The organism is Rhodococcus sp. NPDC057529, from assembly GCF_042802055.1.
Taxonomy (GTDB): Bacteria; Actinomycetota; Actinomycetes; order Mycobacteriales; family Mycobacteriaceae; genus Rhodococcus_F.
This window is the reverse complement of the sequence record NZ_JBHVEY010000038.1, coordinates 17404-44304: the sequence shown is the minus strand read 5'-3', so window position 1 is coordinate 44304 and position 26901 is coordinate 17404. Positions and strand designations below refer to the sequence as shown.

Here is a 26901-nt window from a genome sequence, read left to right as displayed (position 1 = left end):
TCCCGGTGGTCCGCACCGGGGGGAGGGAGCGAGTCGCTTCGCTCCCCGCCAGGGAGCCGCTGCGCGGCTCTCAGTAGTCCATTCCCGTTGCCGTTCGATCGAGTCGCTTCGCTCCTCTGAGTTTCCGAGATTAGGTTCTCACCTGCATTTTTGATCGCCTCGTTTGATCCGGTCCCCCACACCCCAACGAAGCTGGGGAGGCCGGGGGTGCGCCCGACCAGCCGCCCACTCACCTTCCCATGCCGCTCCATGGTCATACCCGCAGCATATCACCGGATCTCAGCGCAACCCAAAACAGTCGAAAAACTCGAAACACCAAATATGTTTCTCTACAACAGATTACGAATCTAACAAGATCACACTTGTGCATAATTCACGTAAATACTTACTCATCAATTGATTACCCAAACATATTGACAATCAACAACTTTCACAACGCCTTCAAAACGGGCGAAACAGACACCCGCGCGCCCCGCCGACAACCCCACAACCCGATGCCGGCACTCCCCCACCAGATCGCCGGCACCCCCACATCACAAACCGGGAACATGCCATCACACCAGGTCACAGCCCCATCACGCACCACCGGCCCGCACCCCGGAAGTCGAGTGCGGGCCGGTAGAGGTGAGCAGGATCAGCTGGTGAGGACCTTCTCGAGGGTGCTCACGACGGAGGCGTCGAGCTTGTCGAAGCGGCCCGAGATCGCGCCTTCCTGGTTCCGCTCGGCACGCGAAGCACCCTTCACCGGCTGCTTGTGGTGCGCCCAGGTGTTCACCGCCTGGACCACCCCGAACGCGGTTCCCTGCCAGGTGCTCGCGCGCACGTCGTGCCGGTACATCTCCACCAACTCCTCCCGCACCCGGGTCGCGATCGTGCGCGCACGGCCCGCCTCCTCCGGCATCGGGTGCCAGGCGTCCAGGAACGCGAACCACTGCCGATCCGTCACCGTCGTCGACGACAGGTGCCGCAGCGTGTCGGTGAACTCGTCAGCGGTCTCCTCCACCAGGCTCAGCGCCTGCCGGGCCTGCTCGATCCGCAACCCCGAGTACCGGCTGTGCCGGATCTTCACCTGCTGACCCCGCGCCTGCCCGAGCGCGATCGCCATCGTGTTATCGCACACCGTCGCGGTAACGGTGCGCCCGTACGTCGTCGCCAGACTGCCGTCCAGCGACGTCGCCGCCAACAGATTGGGCCGGTAGCTGAACCCCGTGCACCCGTCGTGCAGGGTCTCGGGAACAGAGACCTCAACCCACGCCTGCCCACCATGCCGCAGCAAACCCGCCGAGGTCACCACCAAGGTGTCACCGAGGATGTTCGACACCGCCCCCAAAAGCCACTCACGGTACTGATGCGGCTCGTAACCGTCGGAGAACACCTTGAACACCTGCCGGGTGTCACTGCGCGCCACAGCGACCATTCCGGGCATCTGCTGCGCCATCACCGGGCGCCCCTCCGCGTCGAGCCCGGTCATCGACTCGACATCCGCAGGAAACTGCGCGAGCACCGGAACCTTGATCGCGTCCCAAAAGAACAACCGCTCCGCGACATCACCGACCGGAATCGCACCCGGGTAATGGTTGGACTGTGCACCCTGCTCCTGCGCGCGGTAATGCCACGCCCGACCCCGCTCCGAGGTCATCCCGATCAGGGTCTGCGTGTTGAGCCACGTAAGAGTTTCAGCCGACATAACGGCACCGATCCTTTTCTACTTTGGGCCCACGGGATGGTCAGTCCCGCGGGCCTCATCAACTAAGGCGGTTACGAACATAACCAACACCACCGACAAGATCAACATCCGAAATCAACTGAAATACAAGCATTTACGGGCAACTTCGATCCGCGAAGACGGGCCAAAGTCAAGGGCTCAGAGACAAAAAAAGTCACCTACCCATCCCGTGCCGGGGCACCGGATGGGTAGGTGTTCCGAATATGACCGTCCGGCCTCGGGTTCGATCACGCAAGACGGCGGCCCGCACTCTCGAGGAGACGTGCGGGCCGCCGTGTGAAGGGATGGAGTCAGCGCTTGGTGAGGGTGTACCCGAGCGAGTCCGCGAGCAGATGCATCAGATCCGTCGCAGTGGGCAGAGCGGCCCGGTCCATCCTGTCCCGGATCGCGTTGCACTCGGCCTGGTCCTCGCACATGCACTCGCGGTTGCGGGCACCGTCCTCGACGCCGGAATCCAACCCGTACCCGTCCACCGTCACCGGATCGAGCACGGTGCCGTCCCAGTCACGCATCAGATAGACCCAGACCGATTCCTCGATGTAGTGGCTGCCGCTGTCGAGCGCGCTCTGCCTGCGACATGTACACCTGCCGAACCGGAATGCTGATCGTGCTGGTCTCGTTCCTCATCGCGGGGTCCTTCCTCGTTCATCGGATCACCGTCGGCCGGTGGAACACGCCCGTCAGCAGGGAATCCTTCACGCCCTCAGAAAGCCCCACAGTCGTGCCATCCCCGTCGTGGGCCGTGAACACCGCCACCCCATAGAACGGCTGCCAGACCGCCCCGTAAGCGCGCGCAATCGTCGTCGCTATGACATTGACCTGCGCATCGGCCAGCGTGGCGCCCTCGTCGTCGACCCACATGTCCAGGGCCGGCCCCAGTCGCACCACGTCGAACCAGCGGCACCCGATCGCTGATCGGATCGCCGCACCCGTACTTGTCGCTGCCGACAGGTCGATTACCTCAGCGCGCCCGTCCAGATCGATCCGCACCGCCGCCACCATGTGCTTGCTCATCTGCTCAGTCCTCCGATGCGCTCTCGACAGTGAAGTCGTCGATGGTGAACTCCTCGCACGAGCCGAACCGGCTGCGCAACGCCTCCTCCACGTCGTACTTGTCGACCCGTTCCTCCGCATCGGACTCCCCCGTCGCCGAAATCGTCAGCGTCACCGACAGCGATAGGCTCACCGACACATCCACCGTGAAATCCCGGGAGCGGCCCGCCAGTCCGTGCTCCTCCATGAACCGGTCGAACTGCCCGCACAGGCTGTTGTCGTCCGCCCACTCCCGAGCATCCGAGGCCAGCGATTCGATCCACTTCATGTGCCCGGTCTGCGTCGTCGTCAACTCCTCGCGCAACGCCCGCGTCTGACGGCGCTCCGCCAACACCTGGACCAGCGGTCCTGCCACCCGGTCCCACCACACCGGCAGTGGACGCTGCAACGACGCCACCACCACCTGGTCCGGACGTACCCGCCCAAACCACGGCGGCGCATCCGGCGATACCGGCACCAACGCCACCGACACCCACCGCTCCACCGCAGCATCAGCGGCGCGCGTGACCGACAGCGCCGCGACCTCCGTAGGGTCCGCGACCAGCCACCCCGCCGTCCACGCCGCGCCCTCGCGCACCTCGACGAACACCCCATCCACCGGGAACACCCCACCGGTAGACGGCGCACCACTCGACATGTTTCCGGCAACCGCAACATCCATAGACATGCACCACTCCAAACCCCCGGAGAACACCCCCGGGAAACGGGCAGAACGGAAGTGGTCAGCTCCCGCCCCGCACTGACTAAGGCACCAAGAACATAACCCACTCCACCGACACCTAGCAACCCGAAAAATGCACTACAACAACACAATTCGATGCGGAATACACCCACAGAACCACCTCGAAAGCAAGCGTTTCAGAGCACCAAAACGCCACCCACCCATCCCGTGCCGGGGCACGGGATGGGTGGCTTGCGAGCCAACAAGGAGCGGGGCACATCACGGCTCGTGCGGCACGCGCTAGCTGTAGTTCCCAGGCAGGTTGTGAACGGCGTGGCGAACAGGAATAGGTGAGGACCTCCGGTATCGGTGTGGTTACCACACACACGCCGCTACCGAGAGGCCCTCATGACACACCGTAATGCCTTCCTGACTCCACGGGGACGTTCCACACTCGCGCGACTGGTCCTCGAAGACGGCTGGTCGCTACGCCGGGTAGCGGAGCGGTTCCAGTGCTCGCCGGCGACGGTCAAGAAATGGGTCGACCGCTACCGCGACGGCGGCGAGGCCGCAATGGACGATCACTCGAGTCGACCACGTCACTGCCCACACCAGACCCCGACCCACACCGAACGACGGATCATCAAGGTGCGATTCACCCGCCGCTGGGGACCACACCGCATCGCCCACCACCTGCGCGTGGCCCGCTCGACCGTCGAGGCGGTCCTGCGCCGATACCGGATGCCGAAGCTGGCTCACCTCGACCAGGCCACCGGTCTGCCGGTCCGCCGGCCGCCGGCGCACCGCTACGAGCACGACGCACCGGGCGACCTGGTCCACGTCGACATCAAGAAGCTCGGCCGCATCCCCGATGGCGGTGGCCACCGCAAACTCGGCCGCGCCGCCGGACGTCGCAACCGCTCCGGGGTGGGCTACTCGTATCTGCATCACGCCGTCGACGATCATTCGCGGCTCGTGTACTCGGAAATTCTGTGCGATGAGAGGAAGGAGACCGCTTCCGGGTTCTGGTCCCGAGCGAACGACTTCTTCGCGGCCCACCACATCACCGTCACACGGGTGTTGACCGACAATGGATCCTGTTACCGTTCAAACGCTTTCGCTGATGCACTCGGCCCGGACATTGCGCACAAGCGAACCCGGCCGTACCGACCCCAGACCAACGGCAAAGTCGAACGATTCAACCGGACCCTCGCCGCGGAGTGGGCGTACGCAGAGACCTACCTCAGCGACGAGGCCCGCTCATCGACCTACCAAGCCTGGCTGCATGACTACAATCACCACCGACCCCATACCGGGATCGGCGGCAACTCACCCATCGACCGCGTCGGCGTTCACAACGTCCCCAGGAATTACAGCTAGCGAGGGGCTGCGCTTAACGGACGGGGGATTGATCGTGCGTGGCGTCCAGAGGGTCCTCCAGTGTGCGACTTCCCGCGTGCTGCTGCGCCACGCCCGAGTCGGAATTCGTACGGTCGACATAAGCCACGGGGTCCGTTGCCTCAACCGCGAGGCAGTCGAGGAATACATCCAGAAACGCTCCGCCTGACCACGACGGAGGTATCGGACTTCTCCCGACGCTGCCGCAACTCAACGGGGCTTCTAATTGGAAGGGTCGGGTAGCGGGTACCGGCTTCCCACTCGTCGATGTGCGGTTCGACGGCCCCGCAGGCGAGGTCAACCTCGGGGCCGAACAGCTCCGCGACGTCGAGGGCTTCGGCAGTGCGGGCCGGCCACTAGCTCGCCTCGCATCCACAACAGCTGGGTTTGAGCACGGTCCGCCCGTGGTCGATCAGGACTCGAGTTGTTCGCGGAGGCTGTCAGCCAGCCACATCTGCGCGAAGGCCACCATGCCCCAGGCCTCGAGTGCCACGACTCCGATCCTCTTCACGATGTACCCCCCACTCAGGCTGCGACCACGGACTATCTCGTCATGCGGCATTGGAGACCAGCGGGATGGGCACGGTCAGTGTGATGTCCTGCGCGGCTGCCTCGACCCGGGCCCCGCTGGCGAGTTGAACGTGCGCGTAGACCGCACCGCCGGGGCCGGGAAAGTAGTCGAGAACCTCATCGATGGCGGCAAACGATGCGTTCGGATCGATCAGGTAAGCGTTGCGGTACATGGTTTCTCGTCCCTTCCGTTGACGAATGATTCTTCCCAAGAATTACAGCGTTACGCTGTAATATTAAGAGGGTTGCGACCAGCGTTTTCCAGCGACTACGCCCTGACGGCGCAGGACGATCTATTACAGCGGAGAGCTGTAAGATGCGGCGCATGGACACACGCGGGCTGCTGACGACCCAGCAGGTCCTCGACCTGGTCGAGGAGCACACCGGCCGGACGATCGCACCGGGCACGTTCCGGGCCTACGTCGCCCGCGGTCAGGCTCCCGCAGCTGCTGAGAGGATCGGGCGTGAACCGCTGTGGCGGCGCCGCGACATCACGACCTGGCTCAGCAAGCGTCCCGGCACGGCTGGCCGGCCATCCTCACGCCCGGATCAGAGCACCCGCGACGCCGAATAACACCAGTACAGGACTCAGCGCCTGGTTGCCTCTCGTCGTCGATGATTGTGGCCGATCGCTCCAGCTCGTGCACGACGTCACTGAGGACCGGCGCACAGATTCCTGACCGTGCAGGAGTGTTGAGTCCTACAAGCGTCGTCTCCAGCTCGCGCTGTTCGTCATTGGAGAGGGGCTGTGACGGGGTTCCGAGGAGCCTCGCCCACGGCCTCGCGTTGGTCGTGCAGCGCAGGCTGGAAATCGGAACACCGGATCGCCAGTGGATGCCCCGATTCCGAGTTGATGCATCTTCCCGTTGTCGCTGCCGGTGACCGCGCGGGGATTGGTCCAGGTGTCGACCCAGTAGGTGATGCCGTCCTCGTGCTGGCATGTGGACTTCTGGATGCCGCGGCGGCCACCACAGTGCGCGCAGCTGATGGAGATTCGACCTTGCGGGTGCACACCCGCGGGAGGCCGCTTCCCCATCCAGGTTCGGCGGTGCGGACGGTGACGGTAATGGTGTCGGTCATGCTGCCTGTGTCTCCTGCTGGAATCGGGTGCGGACAGCGGAGTCTTTGAAGTCGTGGCCTGCCCAGATTCCGAAATTTTCACCGCGGGCGATCGCCTGATCGAGGCACGTCCGCGCGACCGGGCACTGGTTGCAGTGGCGGCGGGCATGTTCGACACTCGCACGTCGCTGGGCGGTCGTACTCTCGTCCGGAAAGAAAAGATCCGGGTCGGCGTCTCGGCAGACTGCGTAGATGCGCCACTCGTCGGGTTCGGCGGCTGCGTAGCTGCCGCGCGGGATGGGCGTGACGGTCACTGGTGTACGTCCTTTCAGTTCACGGGCTGGAGGCAAAGAGGAGGTCGCTCCACCCGTTCGGGGGTGTGGATCTTCGGGTGGAGGGGGGCGCGGATGGTTAGCGCATCAGTTGCCACGCCCGGTATGCCGTGCGGCCGCCGGGGATGCGGCGGACAACGAAGCGAGTGGCGGCTGTTCCGGTGGTCCGGGATGCACTGCTGCGGGCCTTCTGCGAGCTCCTGCGGGACCTGGGCGCAGTGGCGACCCAGCGCGTGCGGTCTCCATCGACCGGGACTGCGTCGAGCGTGGGGAACTGTGCTTCCGGGGACGGCGCACACTCCAAGAACAGGACTCCTGGAATGGCTGTCATCGCGCGCGGAAAACCGTAGGGCTGGTTGGCGGGCACAGCGCACTCTTCGGCATGGCCTTTCCGTCGGGGGCGTCGGCCCTGCGCACGGTATTCGGGATCGAATCGGCGAAGCGCAGTCGCCGCAATGATCCGGTGCGCGAGCTGCGAGCGCCAATGCCCGTCGCGAATCGCGCCGACCAGGTGGCCGACGATCCAGAGCACGAATCCGACCATCGCGGTGATGAGCTGGTTGAGCAGACCGGCACCGAGGGCGATACCTGCGAATGCCGAGATGACGAGCAGGCCACCGACGATTCGCGCCAGCCAGGGACCGACCGCCCGCAAGATCAGGAACACCATCGCCGCAAACGCGGCACTCACAATGATCGACATTTCACACTCCCCTTCTGGCTTCGCAAACAAAATTACAGCGCTGCGCTGTAATTATCAAGGGGTTTCGCGGGCACCCTCTCCGCGTCTCTCGCAGCACCAGCATCGCGAACCACTTCCTGCGCAGCGAAAACCCGCATGAACACTGGACTAACCAGGCTCATGCGGGCTACCGGCGATGCTCCTAGGACAGCACTTCTTCGGCAGTGGTGTGACCGCCGCGGCCGCGCGACCGTCGTCATTGCCGCAGGCTGTCAGGGCGGCGAGAGCGACCCGGCCGGTGCTGCGATTGTGGCCGCGTGCAGGAGACGGGCATCATTTCGGTGAAAGTCCTTTCGGGCGCGGGGCTCTAGTTGAAAACGTCGACGTACCAGCGCCCGTCGACCTTTTGGGTGGTGACGGTCTGGGTGCCGCGTTTGACCGACTGGGCAGGCTGCATCACGGACAGATCGACGAGGTAGACCCCGTCGGACAGTTCGACGGTACGCTGGCAGTAGTTGGTGCCGATCGGGACCGCGTCGATGACCTTCTGCAGCTCGGGACCTGGCAGCACCGACGACGTGGAGGTGGCGAGGCCGCGGGCAACTTCCCCGTTGCGCAGGCTGTAGTACGCGTGGTTGAACGCTGCGATCACGCCCGCGCCGCTCTTCTGGTCACCGCGGTCAGCCCGGCACTCTCCATCCGACGCGGATGTCTGTTCGGCCTGTTCGGCCTGTTCGGATTCGGGCAGGTTGAGGATGGGCAGCCCGTTTTCGTCAGCCGCTGCGATGGCGCTGGTTGTGGCCGCAGTAGACGCGGTTTCACTGTCTCCGCTGCGCAGCTGGCTGACGGCTACCCCGGCGGCGACGGCGACCGCCGCGACGGCGGCCGCCGTCTTCTTTCCCGGCCCGCGGCGGCCGCGGGCCGGCGGTAGAGGCGACCGGGGTGGGGGCGGTGGTGTGGTCGGGCCGCCGAGCGCCATGGTGCGAGCGCCCGGCGGGTGGTCGGCGGTGGGTGTGCTGCCGAGAAGGTCGATCACGGCGGGATGCCGCGGCGTCGCTCGGCCGAGGGTCGGCTTCTTCATGGTGTGCACCCGCCTTCTTCGGTGTCAGTTCGCGGCCGGAATGCCGCCGCCGACGGCGCCCGCCAACAGGTTTCCGGCCAGGCCAGGCGTGGCGTCGGTGAAGAACGAGTTCAGGGTGGTGTCGACCTGCTCGATGATCTGCTCGCCGCCGGGCTGGGCAGCGACGAAATCGCGTGCCTGCTGGTCGATCGCGGGCGCAGCCTCGACCGTGTCCTGTACGGCGTCGGCGGCCGCCTGCCCCACCGGGCCGGAGTTCGCCCAGTCGGTGAGCACGGCCTCGGTCTGGACGGTCACAGCTTCGGAGTCGATGTCCGGGACCTCGATCTCGCGCGGTTCGCCCTTGTCGCCGGCAGCGATCGGGGTCACCGCCGCGACGGCGACCGCACCGCCGACGACCGCTCCGGCCGCAGCGACGGGGATACCCACCGCAGCACCGAGGCCGGCACCCGCCGCGGTACCGACGATCCCGGCGGGTACCCACCCGAGTCCGGGAAGGAAGACATTGCCTGCGGTCATTCCGGCGAGGCCGCCGATGGTGCCACCGACCAGTGCGCCCGCGGTGGCTGCCGCCCCGCCTGCGGCGGTGGCGCCGAGCGCTGCCCCGGCGGCACCGGCACCGACCTGTGCGGCGGCGATACGGTCGGCCCGAGACGTTTCCACACCGATCGACCGCCAGCCTGTCGAAACCCCGGCCTGGACCACGGAGAGTGTGTTGTTGGTGCGGTCCCGGTCGCCGTCGCTGATCCAGTTCGGCTGCTTGATGTGGATTTCGCCGATGCGCAGGGTGTCCCGCGGGGCGATGAAAGGTTTCGTCGGCTCCACCGGGGTCGGTAGGTGCAGCTGGTCGAACTGCACCGGCTCGATCGAGTAGTTCTCCGGCTCGACGTACACGCCTGTGTCGTAGTCGTAGTTCGGGAGCGGCTGGTACTCGATGTTCTGGTACTCGGCGGGCGGCTCGACCCAGTACACCGGTTCCGCCGGGGTCTCGGGCACGTAGGCGGTCTCGGGTGCTGGTGTGGGGGCAGTAGTTGCGCTGGGGGTGTCGCCGCCGGTGACGCCTTCTTGAGTGCTGTCGCCGGTGACCCCGCCCTGGATCGGATCGGCGACCGCGGACGGGGACAGCGCGATTCCGGACGCCAGGGCAGCGGTGATGACAGCCAACGCCGTGACGGCCTGAGTGGCGCTCTGACGGCGGTGCCGGCCTCGGGCGCGGCGGGCGGCGCGGTTGCCGCCGGTGACGTTGCTCATTGTGTGCCTTTCGTGAAGTTGCCAGATGCGAATCGAAGGTGGGGTGAGTGATGGCTGAGTCAGGGGCCGGTGATCGTCTTGACGACTTCTTCGGCCAGTCGGGTCAGCGCGGCTCGGGTGTCGGGTTGAAGCCGGGAGAGTGCAAGGCGTTCCCCGGAGGCGAACAGCGGCTCGAACGGCATGCGCGCCACGAGCGGTACTCCCAGATCCCGGAGGGCCTCGACGGTGTCCTGTTCGACCATCGGGGCGTCCCCGGGGCCGGCGGTGATGACAACGATCGTGCGCGCGAGAACATCCGCGGCGGTCGACGCCAATTCCGTGATCATTTCTTCTGCGGCGTCGGCGGCGTCCCAGCGCAAGGGAACAGGGACGACGACGGCATCCGCTGCCCTCACTGCCCACTGCCAGCTTCCCGCGAGGGGGTTGTTGCCGGTGTCGGCGACGAGGATGTCGCGGTGCTGGGCCACGATCGCGGCCAGATGCGCCGCATGGTCTTCGTCCAGAACGGACGTCGGGTCGCCGCGGCGGCCCGCGATGATGTCCTCACCCGACGGTTGACGGGTCAGGTGCTGCGAGAGCGCCGAGGGTCGGATGGCGACATCAGGGTTGGGATGTACTTCCAGTAGGGCGGGGATGTCGTTGCCTGGCAACGGGCGGACGGCGACCCGGTTGGCGAGACTGCCGCCGACCTCGCCGAGATCCGCGCACACCACGGTGCTGCCGCCGCGCAGGTCCGCCAAGGTCTGGGTGAGAGCCACGGCGAGCGGTGTCTTGCCGACCCCGCCTTTTGGGTTGGCGACGGTAATCACCGAGAAATCGGGCAGCGGCCGGGTGATCACCGACTCGGCGGCCCGCAGCCGCATCTCCGGCGACTGTGCTTTCGGGGCGAGACTCAACCCGAGCATGGCGTTGAGTCGACCTCGCACACCCAGGCGGGCAGGCTCACCGGTCCCGGGAACGATCTCGGGGGCGGCCAGCCCCGATACCGGCCTCCGCGGCCGGGCGGGTGGTGTGCGGTCGTGTCCGTCTTCGCGCTCGGCGGATACGGCTGCCCGTGCGGGTGGCGGCTCGGTCGCCGGCAGCCGCACGGGAACCGTGGGCTCATTGCCCTCGTCCTGGATCCGGACGACGGGAGTGCCGCCGGCCGCGCGGCGCTGGGGCCGTTCCCGGGTGGCGGGTTCCTGTGCTGGCGCCTGCTCCTGGGCGGGGCGGATGGTCTGGTCGGGGTCGACCTCGAGCCGCATCGGCGCGGTGTCGGCGCCGCCGCTGACCGCGACGGTGATCGTCTGGCCGCTGCTTCGTGCTTCGGCGTGGGCCTGGGCGAACACCGCGGTCATCAGGTCTTGCTCGGTGTCGCCTCGCAGGTCGAGCGTCGCGGCCTGCGACGGCACATACGCCGTGGCATGGCGTCCTCCGTCGTCGATGGCGACGGTCATCTGCGGGGCGGACATCACAGACTCCCGGCGCCCGAGGTGGTGCCGTCGAGCTGGGCGAGCATTTCGGTGATCAGCTCATCGAGGCTGGTGAGCTGATCGAGTGCCTCGGTCTTGACCTCGCCGTCGGGGAGCGCCCCCACCAGGCCGCGCCGATGACCGATCGCGGTGAGGAGCTCGTCGAGACGGCTGCGGGAGACGGTCTTGCTTTCGGTGTCCAGGGCGGCCAGCCATCCGGGTGTGGAGGCCCGCAACGCTTCTCGGAACGCGCGAACGACGGGGTCGGAGTTGCCCTTGTTGACGAATGGGCGGTGCATGGCCTCGATGTCCTCGGGCTCAAGGATCACTGCGCGTTCGATCTGCCGGACTGCCATCGGTGGCCTCTCTCTCGTGTTTTCGGTGGTGGAGCGGATAGAGCCGGGGCATCAGGGGTCAGGCGGCGGAAGCGAGGTCGACCGCGGCGAGGAAGACGGTGTCGAGTCCGGTGTATTCGAGGATCAGGACCTCGGGCCTCAGGCCGGTGGATTCCACCGACACCTCCACCCGCACCAGTCCCTCCTCGGTGACCGTGCCGTCGCTGTCGCGGGCGATCTTGCGGATGGTCTCGACGGTCAGGACGGTGCCGGTGCGGTCCGGTTCGTCGTCGAGGCCGAGGACGATGTTCATGCCTTCCTCAAGGGCACCAGCCGGGATCGCATCGGAGATGTTCTCGAGCAGGAATGTCACCGACGACGCGGAGACTGCGACGGGCTCGCGGACGTCATCGGCCATCGTCGTGATCAGGTGCTGTTCGTCGGCGATGAACTGCGCCAGCTCGGCCGAGAAGCAGTACACCGGGGTATCCCTTGTCGGACGCAGGCTGTCGACGGCGTGTGCTTCCTCGACGGACAGGTCGCTGCGGGCGGCGGGGTGGTCGTCGATGGTGGGGGTGAACCACACCTGTGCGAGGGCGGGGTCGCCGGAGGGGTCACTGACCGTGGCGCGGCCGCGGATCTTGGCGTCGATGTCGCGGCCGACGGTGGTCTCACCCCACATCATGTAGGCGCCGTCACTGCTCAACCGTGCAAGCGCTGCTCGGGTCTGGAAGTTGTCGCGGACACTGCCGGAATCCCGCCCGAACAGGTGCGCATCGGGGCGTTGAACTCCCACGGCGAGGCGGATACCTGCCGAGCGGGCCAAGGCGACGAGTTCGCCGATTCGCCCGAGTGGGTTGCAGCGTTTGATGACTTCCTTCTCCTCATCGGTGCCGGACTTGGCCAGCTGTGTCCAGGCCGCGGAGAGGATGAAGAACTCGTCGAGCACCGCCACCAGGAGCGGCATGTTGCGCGCCTTCAGACGCTGGGTCTGCATGTACTTGGTCCGCGCGTGCATTTCGCGCCACAGCGCGTAGATGAACTCTGCGGCCCGCAAGGGTTCGAAAACAATCGCGGGGACCCCGGGATAGCCGAGAAATTGGTGCAGCTCGATGCGTTTGGGGTCGACACCGATCACCGGGACTCCGCGGAGTGTGAGTTCGGTGATCACGGTGGTCAGCAGAACCGTCTTGCCGCCGCCGGTCGGTCCGACCACCAGCATGTGAGGTGCCGACGAATCGTCGGAGATGTTCCAGTAGGCGTCGACGACACCGGCATCGGTTTCGCAGGACGCGTACGGGACATGCAGGCGTTGCCCGGGCATGCTGGGGTCACTTCCCGGCCAGGGCATCTGCTGGCGTCGCGCGATTCCACGCTCGTCGAGTTGTGGAACGGGAAGGTCGGCGGCCGGGATTTTCAGCGAATGCATCACCATTGTCGCGAGCGGCTTTCGGAGCGAGAGGGTGATGATGGGCTTCTCCGGGGCCCAGTCCACTCGCCACAGCTGCCCTGATTCGTGGGTGCCGAGGGCGGCGAGCAGAGCCTCGGAGAGCTTTTCCCGGTTGGCATCCATGCCGGTGGCCAGCGTGGGTTTGTAGTGGATGCGGTAGGAAGCTTCGGTTCCGTCGTAGGCGTAGGAGTCGACCGACACCGTCACGTCCTGCAGGGCCTTGCCGTCGGAGAACAGCTCGGCGAGCATGCGGTGCCGTGCGCTGCGGGTGTCCGGGAGCACCGGTTGGCGGGTGATCGTGATTGTGCTCTTGTCGGCCCGGAAGTCGGTGACGTACTTCCACTCGGTGACTGTGGGTCCGAGGAATCGGCTCATCGCTCCGCCTTCGGCGTCGAGGGTGCAAGGCTGTCGGGATCCGGCTCGCCCGCCGGGCCGCTGTGGATCTGCGCCGACGTCTTCCGCGGCAGAAATCGCCGGGGGCGGGTGGCAGCGAAGGCAGGTAACGCGGCGCGCACGCGGTGCCACAGCGGCGATCCGATGATCAACGCATTGACGGCTGAATTCAGACGCTCCTGCCGGTTCGCATCGATAACCGCTCCCTGCGGCAGGCGGATTGCCGCCCACGCGGTGCTGTGCCACCCCGTACGCACACTGAGCCTGATCCGCACGGGGATGTGGCCGGTGGTCTGCCGCACCACCGCGGCGAGGATTCGCCGCTGCCGGTGCCGCAGGAACCGGCTCAAGTCCAGGAAACCGACAAGTGCCACGGCGACGACGAGCCTGGGCCGAAAGTCGATGAACCACTGCGCCCAGAGCGGCGAGCGCGGCCACAGCTCCGTGACCTGAGCGGACGCCAACAGGGTCGGCACCCACCACACGGCGATGGTGACGGCCAGGACGACGAGCACCCACGGGGTGAACCGCGCTGCACCGTCGTCCCCCGACTGCTCGGGCCTCCTGCGTCCGCCGGCGGCCGACGACGTACCGGAAGGACCGAACACATCCCGGAAGAACTCGCCCACAGGGTCATTCGACGGCATCGCGGAAACCCCTACTCGGTCGGACATCTGCGTGGTGCTGATGCGCACACAGTGAATCCGCTCGCCGGAGGATTCACCAAGGACCCCCGCACGCGCTCGGGCGTGTCGCCCCGCCGCCGCCCCTACGAGTGTGTCCCAGGCCGACGTGAGGCGAACCCCGCCGAGATCGCCAAAACCGCTCTGCCAAGTGGTGTTTGGACCACTTTTCGCCGAAACTGGTCCGGGGCGCTATTTTCAACTTCGCCTCCCCCCGTAGGGGGGAGGCGTCTCCCGAAGGGAGTGGGGGCGCAGGCATCACGGATCCCCCAATCGTCGACACGCGTCCTGCATGGGGCCAATCACGTTCTTCGCGAGGGCTGTCCGAAAAGAGCGTGCCCAGAGGGTGCAACACCCGTCCCCGCAGTGGCCAGCCCCGCCCTCAGTGCCCCGCCGCGATACGCCCCTTCGTCGTGTACGTGTACCCACCGCCAACCGGCCCTACTCTCAGTGGACCCCGCAGCGACACGCCCGAGCGCGTGCGGGGGTCTTCGTGTGACGAAGCCGCCCTGTGCCAATGTTCTGGCGTCACCGTTCGGTGTTGCCCGTGAATCTTTTGGGAGAGAGCATGCTTCATGAGTCTTTCGAGGTTGCGTCGCAGCTGACGTTCCTGGCACAGGAGGGGATCGACACCGGCGGGGTGGGAGATTTCCTCCGCGAGCAGGTAGTCCCTCCGATCCTCGGCGTCGGAGCGATTGTGCTTCTGGCGAAAGCGATTCGCTCGTCCTGGTCTGCCGTCATCACTATCGCCGGCCTGTCCGTGATCGGGTTGGGGTGGTTCGGATTGTCGGCGAACCCCGACGCGGCGATGGGGGTCGGCACCGGAATCATCCGGCTGATTGTCCCCGGTGTGTGACCGGCAGCAGACACCGCCATTCGAACTCCCCCGTCTTCGAGAGGACCTCACCCCATGTCTGTCATGACGATCATCTTCGGCGTGGTCATCGCCGCCGCCATCCTGTTCGCAATCGTCCGCGCCATCAGCGAGCGTCGGTGAGGGGCTTGCAGTGATCGAGACCGATGACGACCTGTACCGGGTGGATCAGCACTGGCTAGGCCCTCCGGGGCGGGCGTTCCCGAGACCAGTCAGATGGCAGGCTGTGGGTATCGGTGCGGTGTTGCTGCTGCTGTCGTACATCCTCGTCATGGGAGTGCTGTCGGTGCCGTGGAGCGGCTGGTCCGTCACCGTAATGCTGGGGCTGACCTATCTCGGGACGAAACGGATCGTCGACGGGCTCGGCCACGAACGCACCATCCGGTCGCTGGCCCGGTCCGCGATCAACGACCTCACCTCCCCACGCCCTGCGGCCGGCTGCAACACGAAAGCCCGGAACACGCCGCAGACGGTGTCGATCCCCGACCAGATCGCGCGCGTTCGCCTCACCCCAGCCGCCGCAGGCGATCACACGACTTCTTCGACCACGAGCAGGTAGGTCATGAGCTATCCCGGTAACCGGTTCGACCCGGTTGACCTCGTCCCACCCCCCGGGGCCCTGCCGCCGGTGCTGCCCGAGTCGTGGCTGCGCGCGGCGCGCCAAGCCGGGCTGCAGACCGCCGACGCGCACACCGCCGCACCCCACGCGAGCTTGGGTGATGCACTGCTCACCGCCCCCTCCCCGGTCACCAACCCCGACTATGACGAGGGCGCACCCGCAGAACCCACTCCCCACAAAGGCAGCACGCGGGGCGGGAAGAAGTCCCGGCCAGCCCGGCAGGGGCATTCGACCAGTGCGGCCGCTGAACGCGGGAGCAGGGCGCGGATGCGGAAGCAGTCCAAGTGGCGGCTGCGGGCGGTGCTGGGCAACGTCACCATCACCGACGACACCGCCACGTTGTGGTTCGTGCAATCCCCCGGCACGTGGAGCATGCGGGCGATTGCCGATCAGTCGCGGTTCATCCGGGACGAAGCGCTGGTGCTGGCGGAACTGCGCGGCAAAGGGGTCTCCGGTATCCATCGGCGCACTGTGCGCGAGCCCTGGCCGGTCAAGGAATGGGGCCACGCACACGCGCAGCTCGCCGAGGACCGCCTCCCCGACGTTCCCGGTGCCCTCGCGTGGGACGACTATCTGGTCGGTCAGCAAGTCGCGCTGCTGGACTCGGCCCCTACCCGCAAGCGCCGTTACTGGGGCATCGAACTGCCCCGGCGGTCGATGACCGCGCAGGCGATCGTCGCGGTGGCCGACATGTGCTCCGGGGTGAAGAGTGTGGGGCCGCGGTTATCGAAGTGGTCCGAGCAGGTCCTGATCGCCGAGCGGGATGCGGCGGCCGAACACATCGCCGAGATCGAGCGCGTGATGCTCTCCCCCGGTGTCGAAGCCCTGCCGGCCGACAGCGGTCAGGTGGACTATCTGCTGCGGCGCTCGGCCGCGGTGGGGATGCCGTTGACCGAACCGGCGGCCGCGAACGCACCGTCGGGGTGGGGTCTGTCCGATCTGTTGTCGCTGAGCAACCTGACGGAAATGCATTACACGCCCGGCGCCGGACACACCGTCGTCGAGGGCACCATCGCCGGGCGGACTTACCGGTCGTACGTGACGGTGCTGACGGTGGGGCGGATGGCACCACTGGCCATCCCCGAGCAGAAGATGCCGTGGCAGCTGCTTGGGGACCAGCTCGGGCTGCCTTTGGAGTGGTCCGAGCGGATCACCTTGCACACCCAGGAAGAAACCCTCGGTGAAATCCAGAAGCAGCGCAACGCGATCGAGTCGCAGTACCGGCACTACACGGTAGAGCACGACGAGACCCCGCCCGATGAGTTGGCGGCGCAGCACGGATTGTCCCGGCGGCTGCGGACGGAGATGTCGAACGGTGGGGCACTAGCCACCCGGGGATCGGGGTGGTGGCGGATCGCCGTGTCCGGTTCCTCCCCACAGCAGGTGCGGGACCGCGTCTCGAAGCTGCAGCAGCAGTACGCACCGGATGTCGAACTCGAAGTTGAGAACGGCCAGTACCACCTGCTCAAAGAATTCATGCCCGGTGAAAAGCTGGCCAACACCGCCCACAAGCGCAGGATGAGCGTCCTCGCCATGTCGGCGGGGATGGGGGCGGCGGCCGACCGGATCGGTGACGAGGAAGGCATCATCCTCGGGGAGACCGCGTCGATCTCGGTGCGCCCGGTCGCCTGGAACCTGTTCGCCGCCCACGACTTCTTCGACAAGGGTGGCCTGACCCCGCTGGTCGGCGTTCAGGGTGCCGGCAAGACCCATCTGGCGGGGATGGTCACCTATCAGGCACTGCGGCTGGGCGCGCACGGAGTGATCCTGGATCCGTCCGGGCCGCTGCGCGCACTCGCCGATCTGCCCGAACTGAGGCCGTTCACCCGCGTCTACGAGCTGACCGGCCGCGGCGCCAAGCCCGGCATCCTCAACGTCTACCGGGTCGTGTCCGAGCCCTACCCGGCCGACGAGATCTACCGCCCCGCCCATCCCGAGTACGCGCACGAATCCGACCCCGCAGGCGCCGCAGCAGCGGCCTACGAGGACGATCGCGGTGCCGCCCATGCCGAACGAGTCCAGCTCGCGTCCTGGGTGCTGATCTCGATGCTCGACACCGACGACCGCAGCGACCGAGACGCCAAGAGCGTGGTCCGGATGGCGGCGGCGATGGTCGGGGGCCAGCCGACCAACCATCTGGGCAAGGTCCTCGACGCGATCGACCACATCGCCGCCGGCGTGGTCTACACCAACGGCCACGGGGCCGTCCACGGCACGACCAACGGGCAGACCAACAGCTCCGAGACCACCCCCGCCATCGGCGAAGGACTGCGCACCGCCGCGGGCCGGATCGGGCCGATGCTGCGCACGATGTCGCAGCTGCGCGACGCCCGGGTGCTGTTCCCGTCGGCCACGTCCGGCGACGACGCCGCCGCCGAACTGTTCGACTCGGTCCTCGACGAACGACTGACGATCCTGACCATGCCCGGCCTGCAGATCGACGACAAGGCCGAGGGCAGTGCGGCCACCGACAGCCAACGCCTGGCCGGGCCGCTGATCCACCTAGCGGCATGGTTGGCGACCCGGTTGGTCTACGACAAGCCGCGCGCGCTGCCGAAACTGCTGTTCCTGGACGAGAACAAGTACCTCAAGCAGTCCGGGGCCGGCCGCACCCTCTACGTCCGGCTCGGCCGCGACACCCGCAAGTTCCGCACCCGAGCACTGGTATGCAGCCAGCTCGCGGGCGATTTCCTCGGATTGGCGGACGGCGCCGATGACCAGGACCAGTCGCAGTTGACCGACGAGATCATCATCGGCCGTCTCGGCTCCTCCGAACGGGCGATTTCCGACGCACTCACACTCCTCGGCCTCGAAGAGGGTGAGGGGTACGAGACGATCCTGGCCAACCAGCTCGACGGGGGCCGCAACGACACCTACGACCCGCGCGCGAACAAGGCCCGCAAGCAGCGCGCGGCGAAGACCGGAGCCGACGAAGCCCGCACCTACGTCGTCCGCCTCGGCGGCGACATCGAACTGGTGCGCGCGAACTGGACGAACTTCACCCACATCGCCCACGTTGCGCAAGCACTGAATTCCCGGGCCACCGCCGCCTGACCCCCTTTGGGAAGGACATTCTCGATGCTCGCCACCGCCCGCACCACCAGCTCGCCCGCACACCTGCTGCAGCGGATCACCCAACTGTGCGCGGTCATGATGCTGGTCGGGCTCAGTGCCCTGTGCGGGCAGAGCACCGCCCACGCCGCGGGCTTCAACTGCAAGGACGTGCCGGCACCGCAGTCCCCGAACTCGGCGGCGCCGGCGTTCTTCGACTCCGGGTCGGTGGACAAGCCCGCACAATCACAGCTCTCCGGCACCGGGTACGGCGGGCACGGCTGGGCCGGTCTGACGTGGCACATCTACGACCTCGGCTGCGGTGAGGACATCACCGGGGTGTCGCTGGTGCGCAACAAGACCGACGTCGGAAACACCTTCCTCACGATCGGGCAATCGTTCGCGGCCGCGGCGTTCTGGCTCGACGAGCAGGCCAACACCCCCGCCGAGGGCCGTGAGACCGGCCGTCAGGGGGCGATCGCGCAGTTCGACGAGATCGTGCTCGCGGTCTCGGACTCGTTGCGGCCGACCGTCTACGGGCCGTGGCTCGGGCTGGGGGTGGCCGCGGCCGGGTTGATCATCCTCTACCGCGGTCTGCGATCAGATGCCCCGGCGGTGTTCCGGCAGCTCGGGATCGGTGCCGGCGCGCTGGCGATCGGTGGGTTGATGGTCGGTGCCCCGGCCAAGGCGATCCAGATCTCCGACGACACGTTCAGCGCGCTGATCACGAAGACTCAGGGCGAGATCTTCAACTCTGCGGGCATGACCGATGACCCGCGGTTGGTGATCACCGACCGAATCATCATCCCGGACGTGCAGCGAGGGTATTTCGGAACCAACGCCTCTGCTCAGACGCTCGACGATTTGTGGCCGAAGTTGCGGGAGTCGATCGCGTACACCTACGACGAGCAGGCCCTGATCCAGGCCGACAACTCCGCGCAGAAGGAGATCGACGATGCCAAGGCCGAGAAGTTCCGGCGGGAGGTCGTCGAGCCGTTAGAGAGCAAGGGGCTCTCGTTCTACACCTTTCAGGGCAAAGACTCTAGCCGGGTCACGACCGGGTTCCTGTCGATGGTCAAGACCTCGATGCCCTCCATCTTGTGGAGCGGGTCCTCGGTGCTGAAACTCTCGGCACTGCTGGCGATCCGGGTGGCGATCATCACCGCCCCCGTATGGGTTCCGCTCGCCATCGTCTCCGGATCAATCCTGCTCCGCGTCGGCCGCATCCTCGGCGGGATCTACCTGTGGGCGGTCGGTGCCGCGGTGCTGATGTCGGTCTACCTGCTGATCCTGATCAAGCTGTATCGCAATGATGCGGTCGACGGGACCTGGCGGCTGTGGTTCCTGGTCATCCTCACAGTCGTCTTCTGGATGTTGTTGCGCCCGTTCAAGAGGCTCTCGCAAACCATCACCCAGTCGCATCGCGGCATGATCGGCGGCGCGATGGACCGGCACAAGCACGGTTCCTGGAAGCAGAAACTGCTCACCGCCAGCTCGATGGTCACCAACCCCGCCATGGGGCTAGCAGAGAAGAGCCTCGAACTCGTCCGCGCCGGCGGCAGTGGCGCCGCAAACGGCATCGCAAACGCGGGAGGGCGACAGTGGTCCGACATGATCCGCGGCAACAAACCCCTGATCATCCGGCAGGAAGGTCGCGCACTGACGGCCGCACGCACCGACGACTACCGCGACCGCGCCCGCCGAGCGCAGCTGGCCGCCCTGCGCAGCGGCGGCGCGGGCGGAGCGTTGGCGGACCTGCGCAAAGCGCCGCCGGAGGGGCACGAGTCCGGCATCCGACTCCCCGGTGTCACCCTCACCGCCGGCCCGGCCGACGGCAATGGGCGCACCGGGCTCGCGGACCTGCGTGAACACACCCCCGCAACGGGTTTCACCGACGGTTTCGAGTCCCTCGACACCGGTGACAGCGAGGTCTTCGTTCCTCAGCCGGACGCGGGCCGGTGGGACGGCGGGCCGGACGCGGTCATCGCACCGATCACCATCTACAGGCCGAGTGAGGAACCCGGCGCGTCCGGAAATCCGCAGCGCCCGTGGGTGTCGATCACCCGCCCCGCACCGGTCTCGTCGTCGGCGAGGCCCGTCAGCAGTGATCTGTCCCGGGCGGGATTGCGTGAGGACACCGCGTCGGCGCAGTCGACGGGAGCGCTCGACCGGCCGAATCGGGACCTGGGAGTGAACTGGTGAGAACAGGTGTCAACCCGATCACCACCACGGTCCGTAGCTGGGTCCTGCACAGTCCCGGCCGGCTCGCGAGCGGGATCGCGATCATGGTCGCGGTCCTCTACGTCGCCCGCCTGATGGTCACCGCGGTCACGGGGGCAGAGACCAGCGGAAGCGACGTGCGCGCCCACGACGCAGAAACCAGTAACACGTCAGTGACCTCGACGACTGCGGCAGCCGAAGAAGTCACCGAAACCGCGGTGGCGACAATGTCGGCGAGGTCGATTGGTCGTAGCCCCGCGACAGCGGCAATGTATTACGCGCACGCGTTCGTCGACACCACCGCCTCGCCAACTCAGTGGGCGGTCGCGCTCAGCCGTGTCACCCGCCCCGAGCGTGTCAACGACGCCTTCGCGGCGGCCCGGCCCACCGCACCGGTGTCGCTTCTCGGGCCGACCCGCACCCTGCCAGGCACCGGCACCACCGGAACGACTGTGGAGATCGATACCAGCGCTGGGACCATGACCGTCGCGGTCACCGACACCGACGACGGCTGGCAGGTCGCCTCTCCCCTCCCCACTCTCAACCTGGACGACGTGGCCGCGGCCGCTCCCACCACCTGGCGCACCACAGCGCCGACCACGACAACGGCCACCACGACGCCGTCCCCCGGCACAGCACCGCACCTACAGCGCCTCCCCGCGGCCCAGTCATCTTCGGAGCCTGCTCCTCCTGCCCAGAAGGCCACCAACCCCGCCCCTGTGCCGGTCCCTGTTCCCGGCCCGATTCCTATCCCCGAACTTGACACACCGCTGCCGGGGCCGATCGCATGAACGACGACGACTACCCCACTCCCGAGGGAAAGCCCTCCAGGGGACGCGTCGTCGTACCTGTAAAGCGCACAGGATTGCGTGTGACTGGCGCCATCCTGGCGGCCACCTTCGCAGTCGGGATGGCATGCGCCTGCACTGGCGGGGCCATTATCGACCTGCCCAAACCTTGCCGGCCTGTCCCCTCCGATTCTGGGGACCCGCGCGGAGAGAGCACGCAGGATGATCGGCCGGCGGCGGCGCTGAGGCCGTCCGGGCCGATCCAGCAACCCACCGCACCGGGAACCACCACATTCACCTCCGGTTTCGGACCCCGCTGGGGAGCGATGCACAACGGTGTCGACTTCGCCGCCCCGGTCGGCACCCCGATCTACGCCGCCCTCGACGGCCTCGTCGCCGCCGCCGGCTCCAGCGGTGAAAGCCCGGGTGTCGGTTTCGAGAACTGGATCATCATCGACTCCGTCGTCGGCGGCCGCCCGGTCTCCACCGTCTACGGGCACATGTACGCCAACGGCATCCACGTCACACGCGGGCAGACCGTCAAGGCCGGCGACCACATCGCCGACATCGGCAACGCCGGCGGATCCACCGGTCCGCACCTGCACTTCGAGTACTGGGACGGTGGCCGACTGCAGGGCGGTACCGCGATCGACCCGACGACCAAACTCGGCGGCGCCCCTGCACCCTCCGGACATGACGTGAGTGCACCGGGATCGAATATCGATCTCATGGCCGTATCCACCCCCGTCGACTGCGGCAAGGGCTTCGGCACCGCCGGCGGCGGTGATCTTAAGCCCGGCAGTGTGCCACCGGCATTCGAAGAATGGTTCCGTAAAGCAGGGTCGCTGTGCCCGCAGATCAGCCCAGCACTGCTGGCCGCGGACACCAAAGCCGAAAGCGGGTTCCGCGCTGTCACCAGCCCCGCAGGCGCAAGAGGCTATACCCAGTTCATGGATGGGACCTGGGCCATCTACGGCCGCGACGACGACGGCAACGGCCGGATCTCCCAAGGCGATGTCGGAGACGCCGTGATGGCTCAGGGCAGATACTTCTGCGAGATCGCGCGATCGGTCGACAGCTGGATTGCCAACGGCTCGGTGAAGGGTGATCCGCTCTCGCTCTACATCGCCAGCTACAACGCCGGTGAGGGTGCCATCAAGCAAGCCGGTGGGATGCCCTCCGGTGGTGACTATTCCAGCGAAACCCGACCCTACGTGCAGAAAGTCCTCTCCTACATTTCCGAGCTCGAGCAGCCCGGCGGCCGCGGCGAGTTCGTTCCCTCCCCCACCGCCGGCGGCAGCAATGTCGTCGAGGCGGCCAGCCAGTACCTCGGCACTCCCTATGTGTGGGGCGGCGGCGGCTCAGGTGGCCCGTCCGGGGGCGGGTTCGACTGCTCGGGACTGACCCAGTACGCCTACGCCCGGGCCACCGGCGGCAAGACCGTCCTCCCCCGCACCTCCGAACAGCAGTGGACGGTCGGCACCGAAATTTCCCTGTCAGAGACCAAACCCGGCGACCTTGTTTTCGGATCCTGGGAGGCCGACGGTCCCGGCCACGTCGGAATCTACGCAGGCAATGGACAAATGGTCCACGCACCCACCACGGGTGAGGTCGTCAAGCTCGCTCCCGTCCAAAATGGGATGCGTGCACGTCGTATATGACCGAGGATGAGAGGGACTGGAGAAGCGAAATCCATGCGAATAGCCCTGATTGTGCTCGCAGTGATCATAGCCGTAGTCGCGGTACTGCTCTACTCCTTGCAGGACAATGCCAACCCCTCAGGCACCGCAACACCGCAGAGCACCACAACCGCACCGACACCTGCACCGGAAACGGGCAACAGCGCACCTCAGCGACCGGAACCGACGTCGCCGGAAGAAGTGGCCCGCCAAGCCATGGCCGTCGCATTCACCTGGGCCCCGCCCACCGACGAGAGCCCCACCAACGGATTCCGGCGCGCAACACAATGGTTCACACCCGCCCTGGCTGCACGCCTGACCGCCGATGTGCGAAACGAGCGCGGACCCAGCCTGCAATGGCAGCAATGGATCAACGACAACGCCCGGGTCATCGCGAACGTCGCCATCGGTTGCTCCGGCTGTCCACCCGATACCGACACCACCGCGCACCGGGTCGCCACAATTACCCAAACCGCGGTCACCGGCGACACCACCCGCCCCGTCGAACCCGACATCACCGTCTGGCTCACCCTCACCGAAGCCGACGACGGATGGTTGATCGATAACCTCACCTACTGAACACAACCGAACTATCGAGGGGAAACCTTGAATTTCCGCGCCACCTCAGCTCTGACGGTTATGGTGCTCGCCGCCGCGGTGATCGCGGGGTGCGGCAGCAACTCCGGCGACGACACCGCATCGCAGCCGTCACCCGCGATCGACGCCACTAGCCAGGTTCTCGATCCCTTTGTCGACGACACCGCCGACGGGCAGCAGAAGGAAACCGTCACCCGCATCATCGATCTGGGCAATGAGCGGAAGTCGCCTGACAACGCCATCATCGCGGCGCTGGTCGCCTCACGAGCTGAAGGATTATGGCGGGTCCACCATTCCGGATCGGGAGGGCGGAATCTCTTCGGTTGGAGCCAGATGTGGGACAACCGACCTGCCCTCGACGACGGAGCCGTCGCTGACGCAATCGAGAACTTTTATGCCGGTGCGGAAAGCCCGGAGAATGCTGCAAAGAGGGACGACCCGGTCGACTATGCCGTGGCGATCCAACTGTCCGACCACTTGGGCGGCCGTGTGTACTTCGAAGACCGCGAAGCCTACGACGACAACATGTCCTACCTGGGCACCGAAGACAAGGTTCGCAACGAATACGCCGGGGCACTCCCCTACGCACGTGCGGCTTTCGACCAGTTCGGCTAGCGGCGTGACCAGCGGCGCGCGAGCATGAGCGCGGTCCCCACCAACACGATGCCGGCCACAGCACTGAGGGCGGGCCCGTAGCGAGTTCCCCACAGGATCGCGGTACGGGCGTCTTTCGCTTGTTGGGCAAGGCCATTGATCGTTTCGTCGTCGAAATGGGTGTGCGCTTCCAGCGTGGTCACCGCATTCGGGTCGTTGATCGACCGCGCCAGCCATCGCCTCGGCTGCTCCTCCACAGCAACGATCGCACCAGAGGCAGGCTCGACCCACACATCGCGCGTGGTGGAGTAGTGCAGATCCATCGTTATCGGCTCCGTGCCAGGTAGCCCCCACTTTTCAGCGGGTAAGGTCGTCGTCGCGACACTGCCGATCGATTTCCCAAGGTTCAGAGGGCCGATCGTCTGCTGAAAGTGATACAGCCGCATGCCGTCGACCACGCGATCGTCGTCGACGTACTCGATCGAATGCGTCTCACGTGCGGTTCCGTCGTAGTACGGGTAGCTGACTTTCTCGACGTCGAACGGAAACTTGTACTGAATTCCGGCGCGAGGCGTCTCCGTCGGGGGCTTGCCGAGTTCGGCTTGAGTCGTTGGGACGGGCTCGGCGAGCGGCATGCCTGATCGTCGGTCGATCGTGACGCGATCGACCATTGCCGAGACCAGGCCCAACCCGTCGCCCCAGTCGGTCCGGACCGTCTTTTGTGCCGCTTGCAGAGTTGTGGAATCGGCTGAAACTGGATTCTCTGTCGTCACGTACACCTGAATCCGCAGCGGGACGCCCCGGTCAGTCTTCACCGGACCCTTCATGGCCACCGAGGTGGCCTTGAGCACCGCCGCGTCCTCCGCAACCGACACTGTCGCCGACTGCACATCGAGCGGGATGACCTTCAACCGGGCGGCACCGTAGGTAGGGACCAAGACAGCGACGGCGAGCAGGCACGAGCCGATCGCGACGAGAGTGCAGACTACTGCGGATCTCCTCCAACCCCGACGGTCGGCGGCATCCGCCTTGTGCACGTTTTCATCCAGTACGGTGTCGACCTGAGCACTCACGTAGCGCACCCTAGCCGCCGGAGCCATGCAGAATCCCGGTCAGCCGGTATCTTCGTCCTGAGGTATTTGCCACATCACAGAAGGGAACCTGGTGCTCGATCCGTTTGCGCCCGGCCTGAGTGTCGCGGAGGCCGATCGCTTGCATGAGCACCTTCGCGCCGCCAGCCCCGTTGTCGAGGCCACCGACGCCGATGGACTGCGCGTCTGGATCATCACCCGGTACGATGACGTATCTCGACTGCTCGCTGACCCCGGAATCGTCAATGTCCGGCCCGGCGGCCCGTCAGGCAGCCCGGGCCTTCCCCTGCCACCGGCACTGGCCCGCAACCTGCTCAATATGGTCCCCGCCGATCACCGCCGCGTCCGCGCTCTGGCAGCACCCGCGTTCTCACGGCGCCGAATCGGAGCGGTGAGGCAGATGGTGACCTCCCGTGTCGACGGACTCCTGGACGACCTAGACCCGAACGATACCGGTGTTGTCGACCTCTTCCCCGCCTACGCCTCTCCCCTGCCTGCCGACATCATCGCCGAGATCCTCGGCGTGACCGATGCAGACGCCGACGAGTTCCGTACCGCCGCGGCGACCGTGATGGCATTGAATCCTGGCGAACCCACCGCGGACGACCCCCGTATCCCGGCCATGACCACGATCGTTCTCGTGCTCATGCGCGTGATCGCGGCCAAACGGAAATCGCCCGGTGACGACGTCATCACCGATTGGATCACCGCCCGCGACGCCGAAGACCGGCTGACCGAAGAGGAACTCATCTCCCTCGCGTTCCTGACGTTTCTCGCCGGATTCGAGAACTCCGTCTACCAGATCGCCAATGCCATCGGCATTCTCGCCGGGCTCGATCGAGACCAGGTACTCGTCGAAATCGCCGACGACCAGCTCTGGCGCGCCCGGGTGACGCAGCTCGTCCTCGACGCCGCGCCCGGGTCCTATGCGATACGGCGATTCCCGATTGAAGACATCACAGTCGGCGGCACCCGCATCCCCGCCGGCAGTCCTCTGTATCTCTCCCTGCGCGCGGCGACCAACGACCCCGCGCGCGGCGATCGCCCAGACCTGGCCTTCGGCCGCGGACCTCATTACTGTCTCGGCGCCGATCTCGCCGTAATGCAGCTCGACATCGCTACTCGCCGCCTGTTCCAACGTCACCCGGCCCTGTCCCTGGTGAAGCCATCGGAAACACTCGACCGGCGACATACCTGGCGCACTCACGGCCCCACCGAGATGCCTGTCCACCTGACCTGACGTGACCCGCAAGCCAGTACGGGAGA

Annotated in this window: 25 protein-coding genes; 11 read left to right on the top strand and 14 right to left on the bottom strand. The window is 66.5% G+C overall.

Annotated elements, in window-relative coordinates:
- Positions 1–634: 634 nt before the first annotated feature.
- The 4 genes from ACFU5V_RS40515 to ACFU5V_RS40500 form a co-directional block, all read right to left on the bottom strand.
- Positions 635–1687: a DUF932 domain-containing protein gene (locus ACFU5V_RS40515; RefSeq protein ID WP_378706728.1), complete on the bottom strand. Its 1053-nt coding sequence runs from the start codon at positions 1685–1687 to the stop codon at positions 635–637.
- Positions 1688–2016: 329 nt separating this feature from the next.
- Entirely contained in the window at positions 2017–2238 is a 222-nt protein-coding gene (locus tag ACFU5V_RS40510; protein ID WP_378706726.1) for a hypothetical protein, read from the bottom strand.
- A 133-nt stretch (positions 2239–2371) separates the two neighbouring features.
- A complete protein-coding gene (locus ACFU5V_RS40505) occupies positions 2372–2740 on the bottom strand; it encodes a DUF3846 domain-containing protein (RefSeq protein WP_378706724.1) in 369 nt (122 codons plus the stop codon).
- Positions 2741–2744: 4 nt separating this feature from the next.
- Positions 2745–3446: a hypothetical protein gene (locus tag ACFU5V_RS40500; protein ID WP_378706722.1), complete on the bottom strand. Its 702-nt coding sequence runs from the start codon at positions 3444–3446 to the stop codon at positions 2745–2747.
- A 402-nt stretch (positions 3447–3848) separates the two neighbouring features.
- Here ACFU5V_RS40500 and ACFU5V_RS40495 point away from each other — a divergent pair, with 402 nt between their 5' ends.
- A complete protein-coding gene (locus ACFU5V_RS40495; RefSeq protein WP_378706720.1) occupies positions 3849–4820 on the top strand; it encodes an IS481 family transposase in 972 nt (323 codons plus the stop codon).
- Positions 4821–5389: 569 nt separating this feature from the next.
- Here the strand turns inward: ACFU5V_RS40495 and ACFU5V_RS40490 are convergent.
- Complete coding sequence (locus ACFU5V_RS40490) at positions 5390–5581, bottom strand: hypothetical protein (RefSeq protein ID WP_378706718.1); 192 nt, start codon at positions 5579–5581, stop codon at positions 5390–5392.
- Between the two features lie 152 nt (positions 5582–5733).
- Here ACFU5V_RS40490 and ACFU5V_RS40485 point away from each other — a divergent pair, with 152 nt between their 5' ends.
- Positions 5734–5982 (top strand): transcriptional regulator, encoded by a 249-nt coding sequence (locus tag ACFU5V_RS40485; protein WP_378706716.1) that lies wholly within the window; start codon positions 5734–5736, stop codon positions 5980–5982.
- Positions 5983–6484: 502 nt separating this feature from the next.
- On the opposite strand, the gene ACFU5V_RS40480 is transcribed toward ACFU5V_RS40485, so the two are convergent.
- From ACFU5V_RS40480 to ACFU5V_RS40445, 8 genes are all read right to left on the bottom strand, one after another.
- On the bottom strand, positions 6485–6781 hold the full coding sequence (locus tag ACFU5V_RS40480; RefSeq protein WP_378706714.1) for a WhiB family transcriptional regulator: 297 nt from the start codon (positions 6779–6781) through the stop codon (positions 6485–6487).
- A 97-nt stretch (positions 6782–6878) separates the two neighbouring features.
- Positions 6879–7502, bottom strand: coding sequence for a hypothetical protein (locus ACFU5V_RS40475; RefSeq protein ID WP_378706712.1), 624 nt, complete (start codon positions 7500–7502; stop codon positions 6879–6881).
- Between the two features lie 346 nt (positions 7503–7848).
- Positions 7849–8562, bottom strand: a complete 714-nt coding sequence (locus tag ACFU5V_RS40470; protein WP_378706710.1) for a hypothetical protein — start codon at positions 8560–8562, stop codon at positions 7849–7851.
- A gap of 24 nt (positions 8563–8586) precedes the next feature.
- Positions 8587–9810 (bottom strand): insoluble domain protein, encoded by a 1224-nt coding sequence (locus ACFU5V_RS40465; RefSeq protein WP_378706708.1) that lies wholly within the window; start codon positions 9808–9810, stop codon positions 8587–8589.
- A gap of 59 nt (positions 9811–9869) precedes the next feature.
- Entirely contained in the window at positions 9870–11261 is a 1392-nt protein-coding gene (locus ACFU5V_RS40460) for a ParA family protein (protein WP_378706706.1), read from the bottom strand.
- Positions 11261–11617, bottom strand: coding sequence for a hypothetical protein (locus tag ACFU5V_RS40455; protein WP_276142869.1), 357 nt, complete (start codon positions 11615–11617; stop codon positions 11261–11263). The genes ACFU5V_RS40460 and ACFU5V_RS40455 overlap by 1 nt, the downstream gene beginning before the upstream one ends.
- Before the next feature lie 58 nt (positions 11618–11675).
- Entirely contained in the window at positions 11676–13421 is a 1746-nt protein-coding gene (locus ACFU5V_RS40450) for an FtsK/SpoIIIE domain-containing protein (RefSeq protein WP_378706703.1), read from the bottom strand.
- Positions 13418–14086 carry a hypothetical protein gene (locus tag ACFU5V_RS40445; RefSeq protein WP_378706702.1) on the bottom strand — a complete coding sequence of 223 codons (669 nt, stop codon included), beginning with the start codon at positions 14084–14086 and terminating at the stop codon, positions 13418–13420. The genes ACFU5V_RS40450 and ACFU5V_RS40445 overlap by 4 nt, the downstream gene beginning before the upstream one ends.
- 547 nt (positions 14087–14633) lie before the next feature.
- On the opposite strand from ACFU5V_RS40445, the gene ACFU5V_RS40440 reads away from it, so the two are divergent.
- The 8 genes from ACFU5V_RS40440 to ACFU5V_RS40405 all read left to right on the top strand — a co-directional run bounded on the left by ACFU5V_RS40440 (position 14634) and on the right by ACFU5V_RS40405 (position 24565).
- Positions 14634–14978: a hypothetical protein gene (locus ACFU5V_RS40440; protein WP_378706700.1), complete on the top strand. Its 345-nt coding sequence runs from the start codon at positions 14634–14636 to the stop codon at positions 14976–14978.
- Between the two features lie 151 nt (positions 14979–15129).
- Complete coding sequence (locus ACFU5V_RS40435; RefSeq protein ID WP_378706698.1) at positions 15130–15555, top strand: hypothetical protein; 426 nt, start codon at positions 15130–15132, stop codon at positions 15553–15555.
- Between the two features lie 3 nt (positions 15556–15558).
- Positions 15559–18669 carry a hypothetical protein gene (locus tag ACFU5V_RS40430; protein WP_378706696.1) on the top strand — a complete coding sequence of 1037 codons (3111 nt, stop codon included), beginning with the start codon at positions 15559–15561 and terminating at the stop codon, positions 18667–18669.
- Between the two features lie 24 nt (positions 18670–18693).
- Positions 18694–20868 (top strand): hypothetical protein, encoded by a 2175-nt coding sequence (locus tag ACFU5V_RS40425; RefSeq protein WP_378706694.1) that lies wholly within the window; start codon positions 18694–18696, stop codon positions 20866–20868.
- On the top strand, positions 20865–21677 hold the full coding sequence (locus tag ACFU5V_RS40420) for a hypothetical protein (protein ID WP_378706692.1): 813 nt from the start codon (positions 20865–20867) through the stop codon (positions 21675–21677). Before ACFU5V_RS40425 ends, ACFU5V_RS40420 begins: the two co-directional genes overlap by 4 nt.
- A gap of 119 nt (positions 21678–21796) precedes the next feature.
- On the top strand, positions 21797–23335 hold the full coding sequence (locus ACFU5V_RS40415; protein ID WP_378706732.1) for a peptidoglycan DD-metalloendopeptidase family protein: 1539 nt from the start codon (positions 21797–21799) through the stop codon (positions 23333–23335).
- Positions 23336–23395: 60 nt separating this feature from the next.
- Entirely contained in the window at positions 23396–23932 is a 537-nt protein-coding gene (locus ACFU5V_RS40410; protein ID WP_378430840.1) for a hypothetical protein, read from the top strand.
- A 27-nt stretch (positions 23933–23959) separates the two neighbouring features.
- A complete protein-coding gene (locus ACFU5V_RS40405) occupies positions 23960–24565 on the top strand; it encodes a hypothetical protein (protein ID WP_378706690.1) in 606 nt (201 codons plus the stop codon).
- Here the strand turns inward: ACFU5V_RS40405 and ACFU5V_RS40400 are convergent.
- Complete coding sequence (locus ACFU5V_RS40400; RefSeq protein WP_378706688.1) at positions 24562–25617, bottom strand: DUF3068 domain-containing protein; 1056 nt, start codon at positions 25615–25617, stop codon at positions 24562–24564. The genes ACFU5V_RS40405 and ACFU5V_RS40400 overlap by 4 nt on opposite strands.
- Positions 25618–25756: 139 nt before the next feature.
- Here ACFU5V_RS40400 and ACFU5V_RS40395 point away from each other — a divergent pair, with 139 nt between their 5' ends.
- Positions 25757–26875 (top strand): cytochrome P450, encoded by a 1119-nt coding sequence (locus tag ACFU5V_RS40395; protein WP_378706686.1) that lies wholly within the window; start codon positions 25757–25759, stop codon positions 26873–26875.
- The last annotated feature ends 26 nt before the right edge of the window (positions 26876–26901 follow it).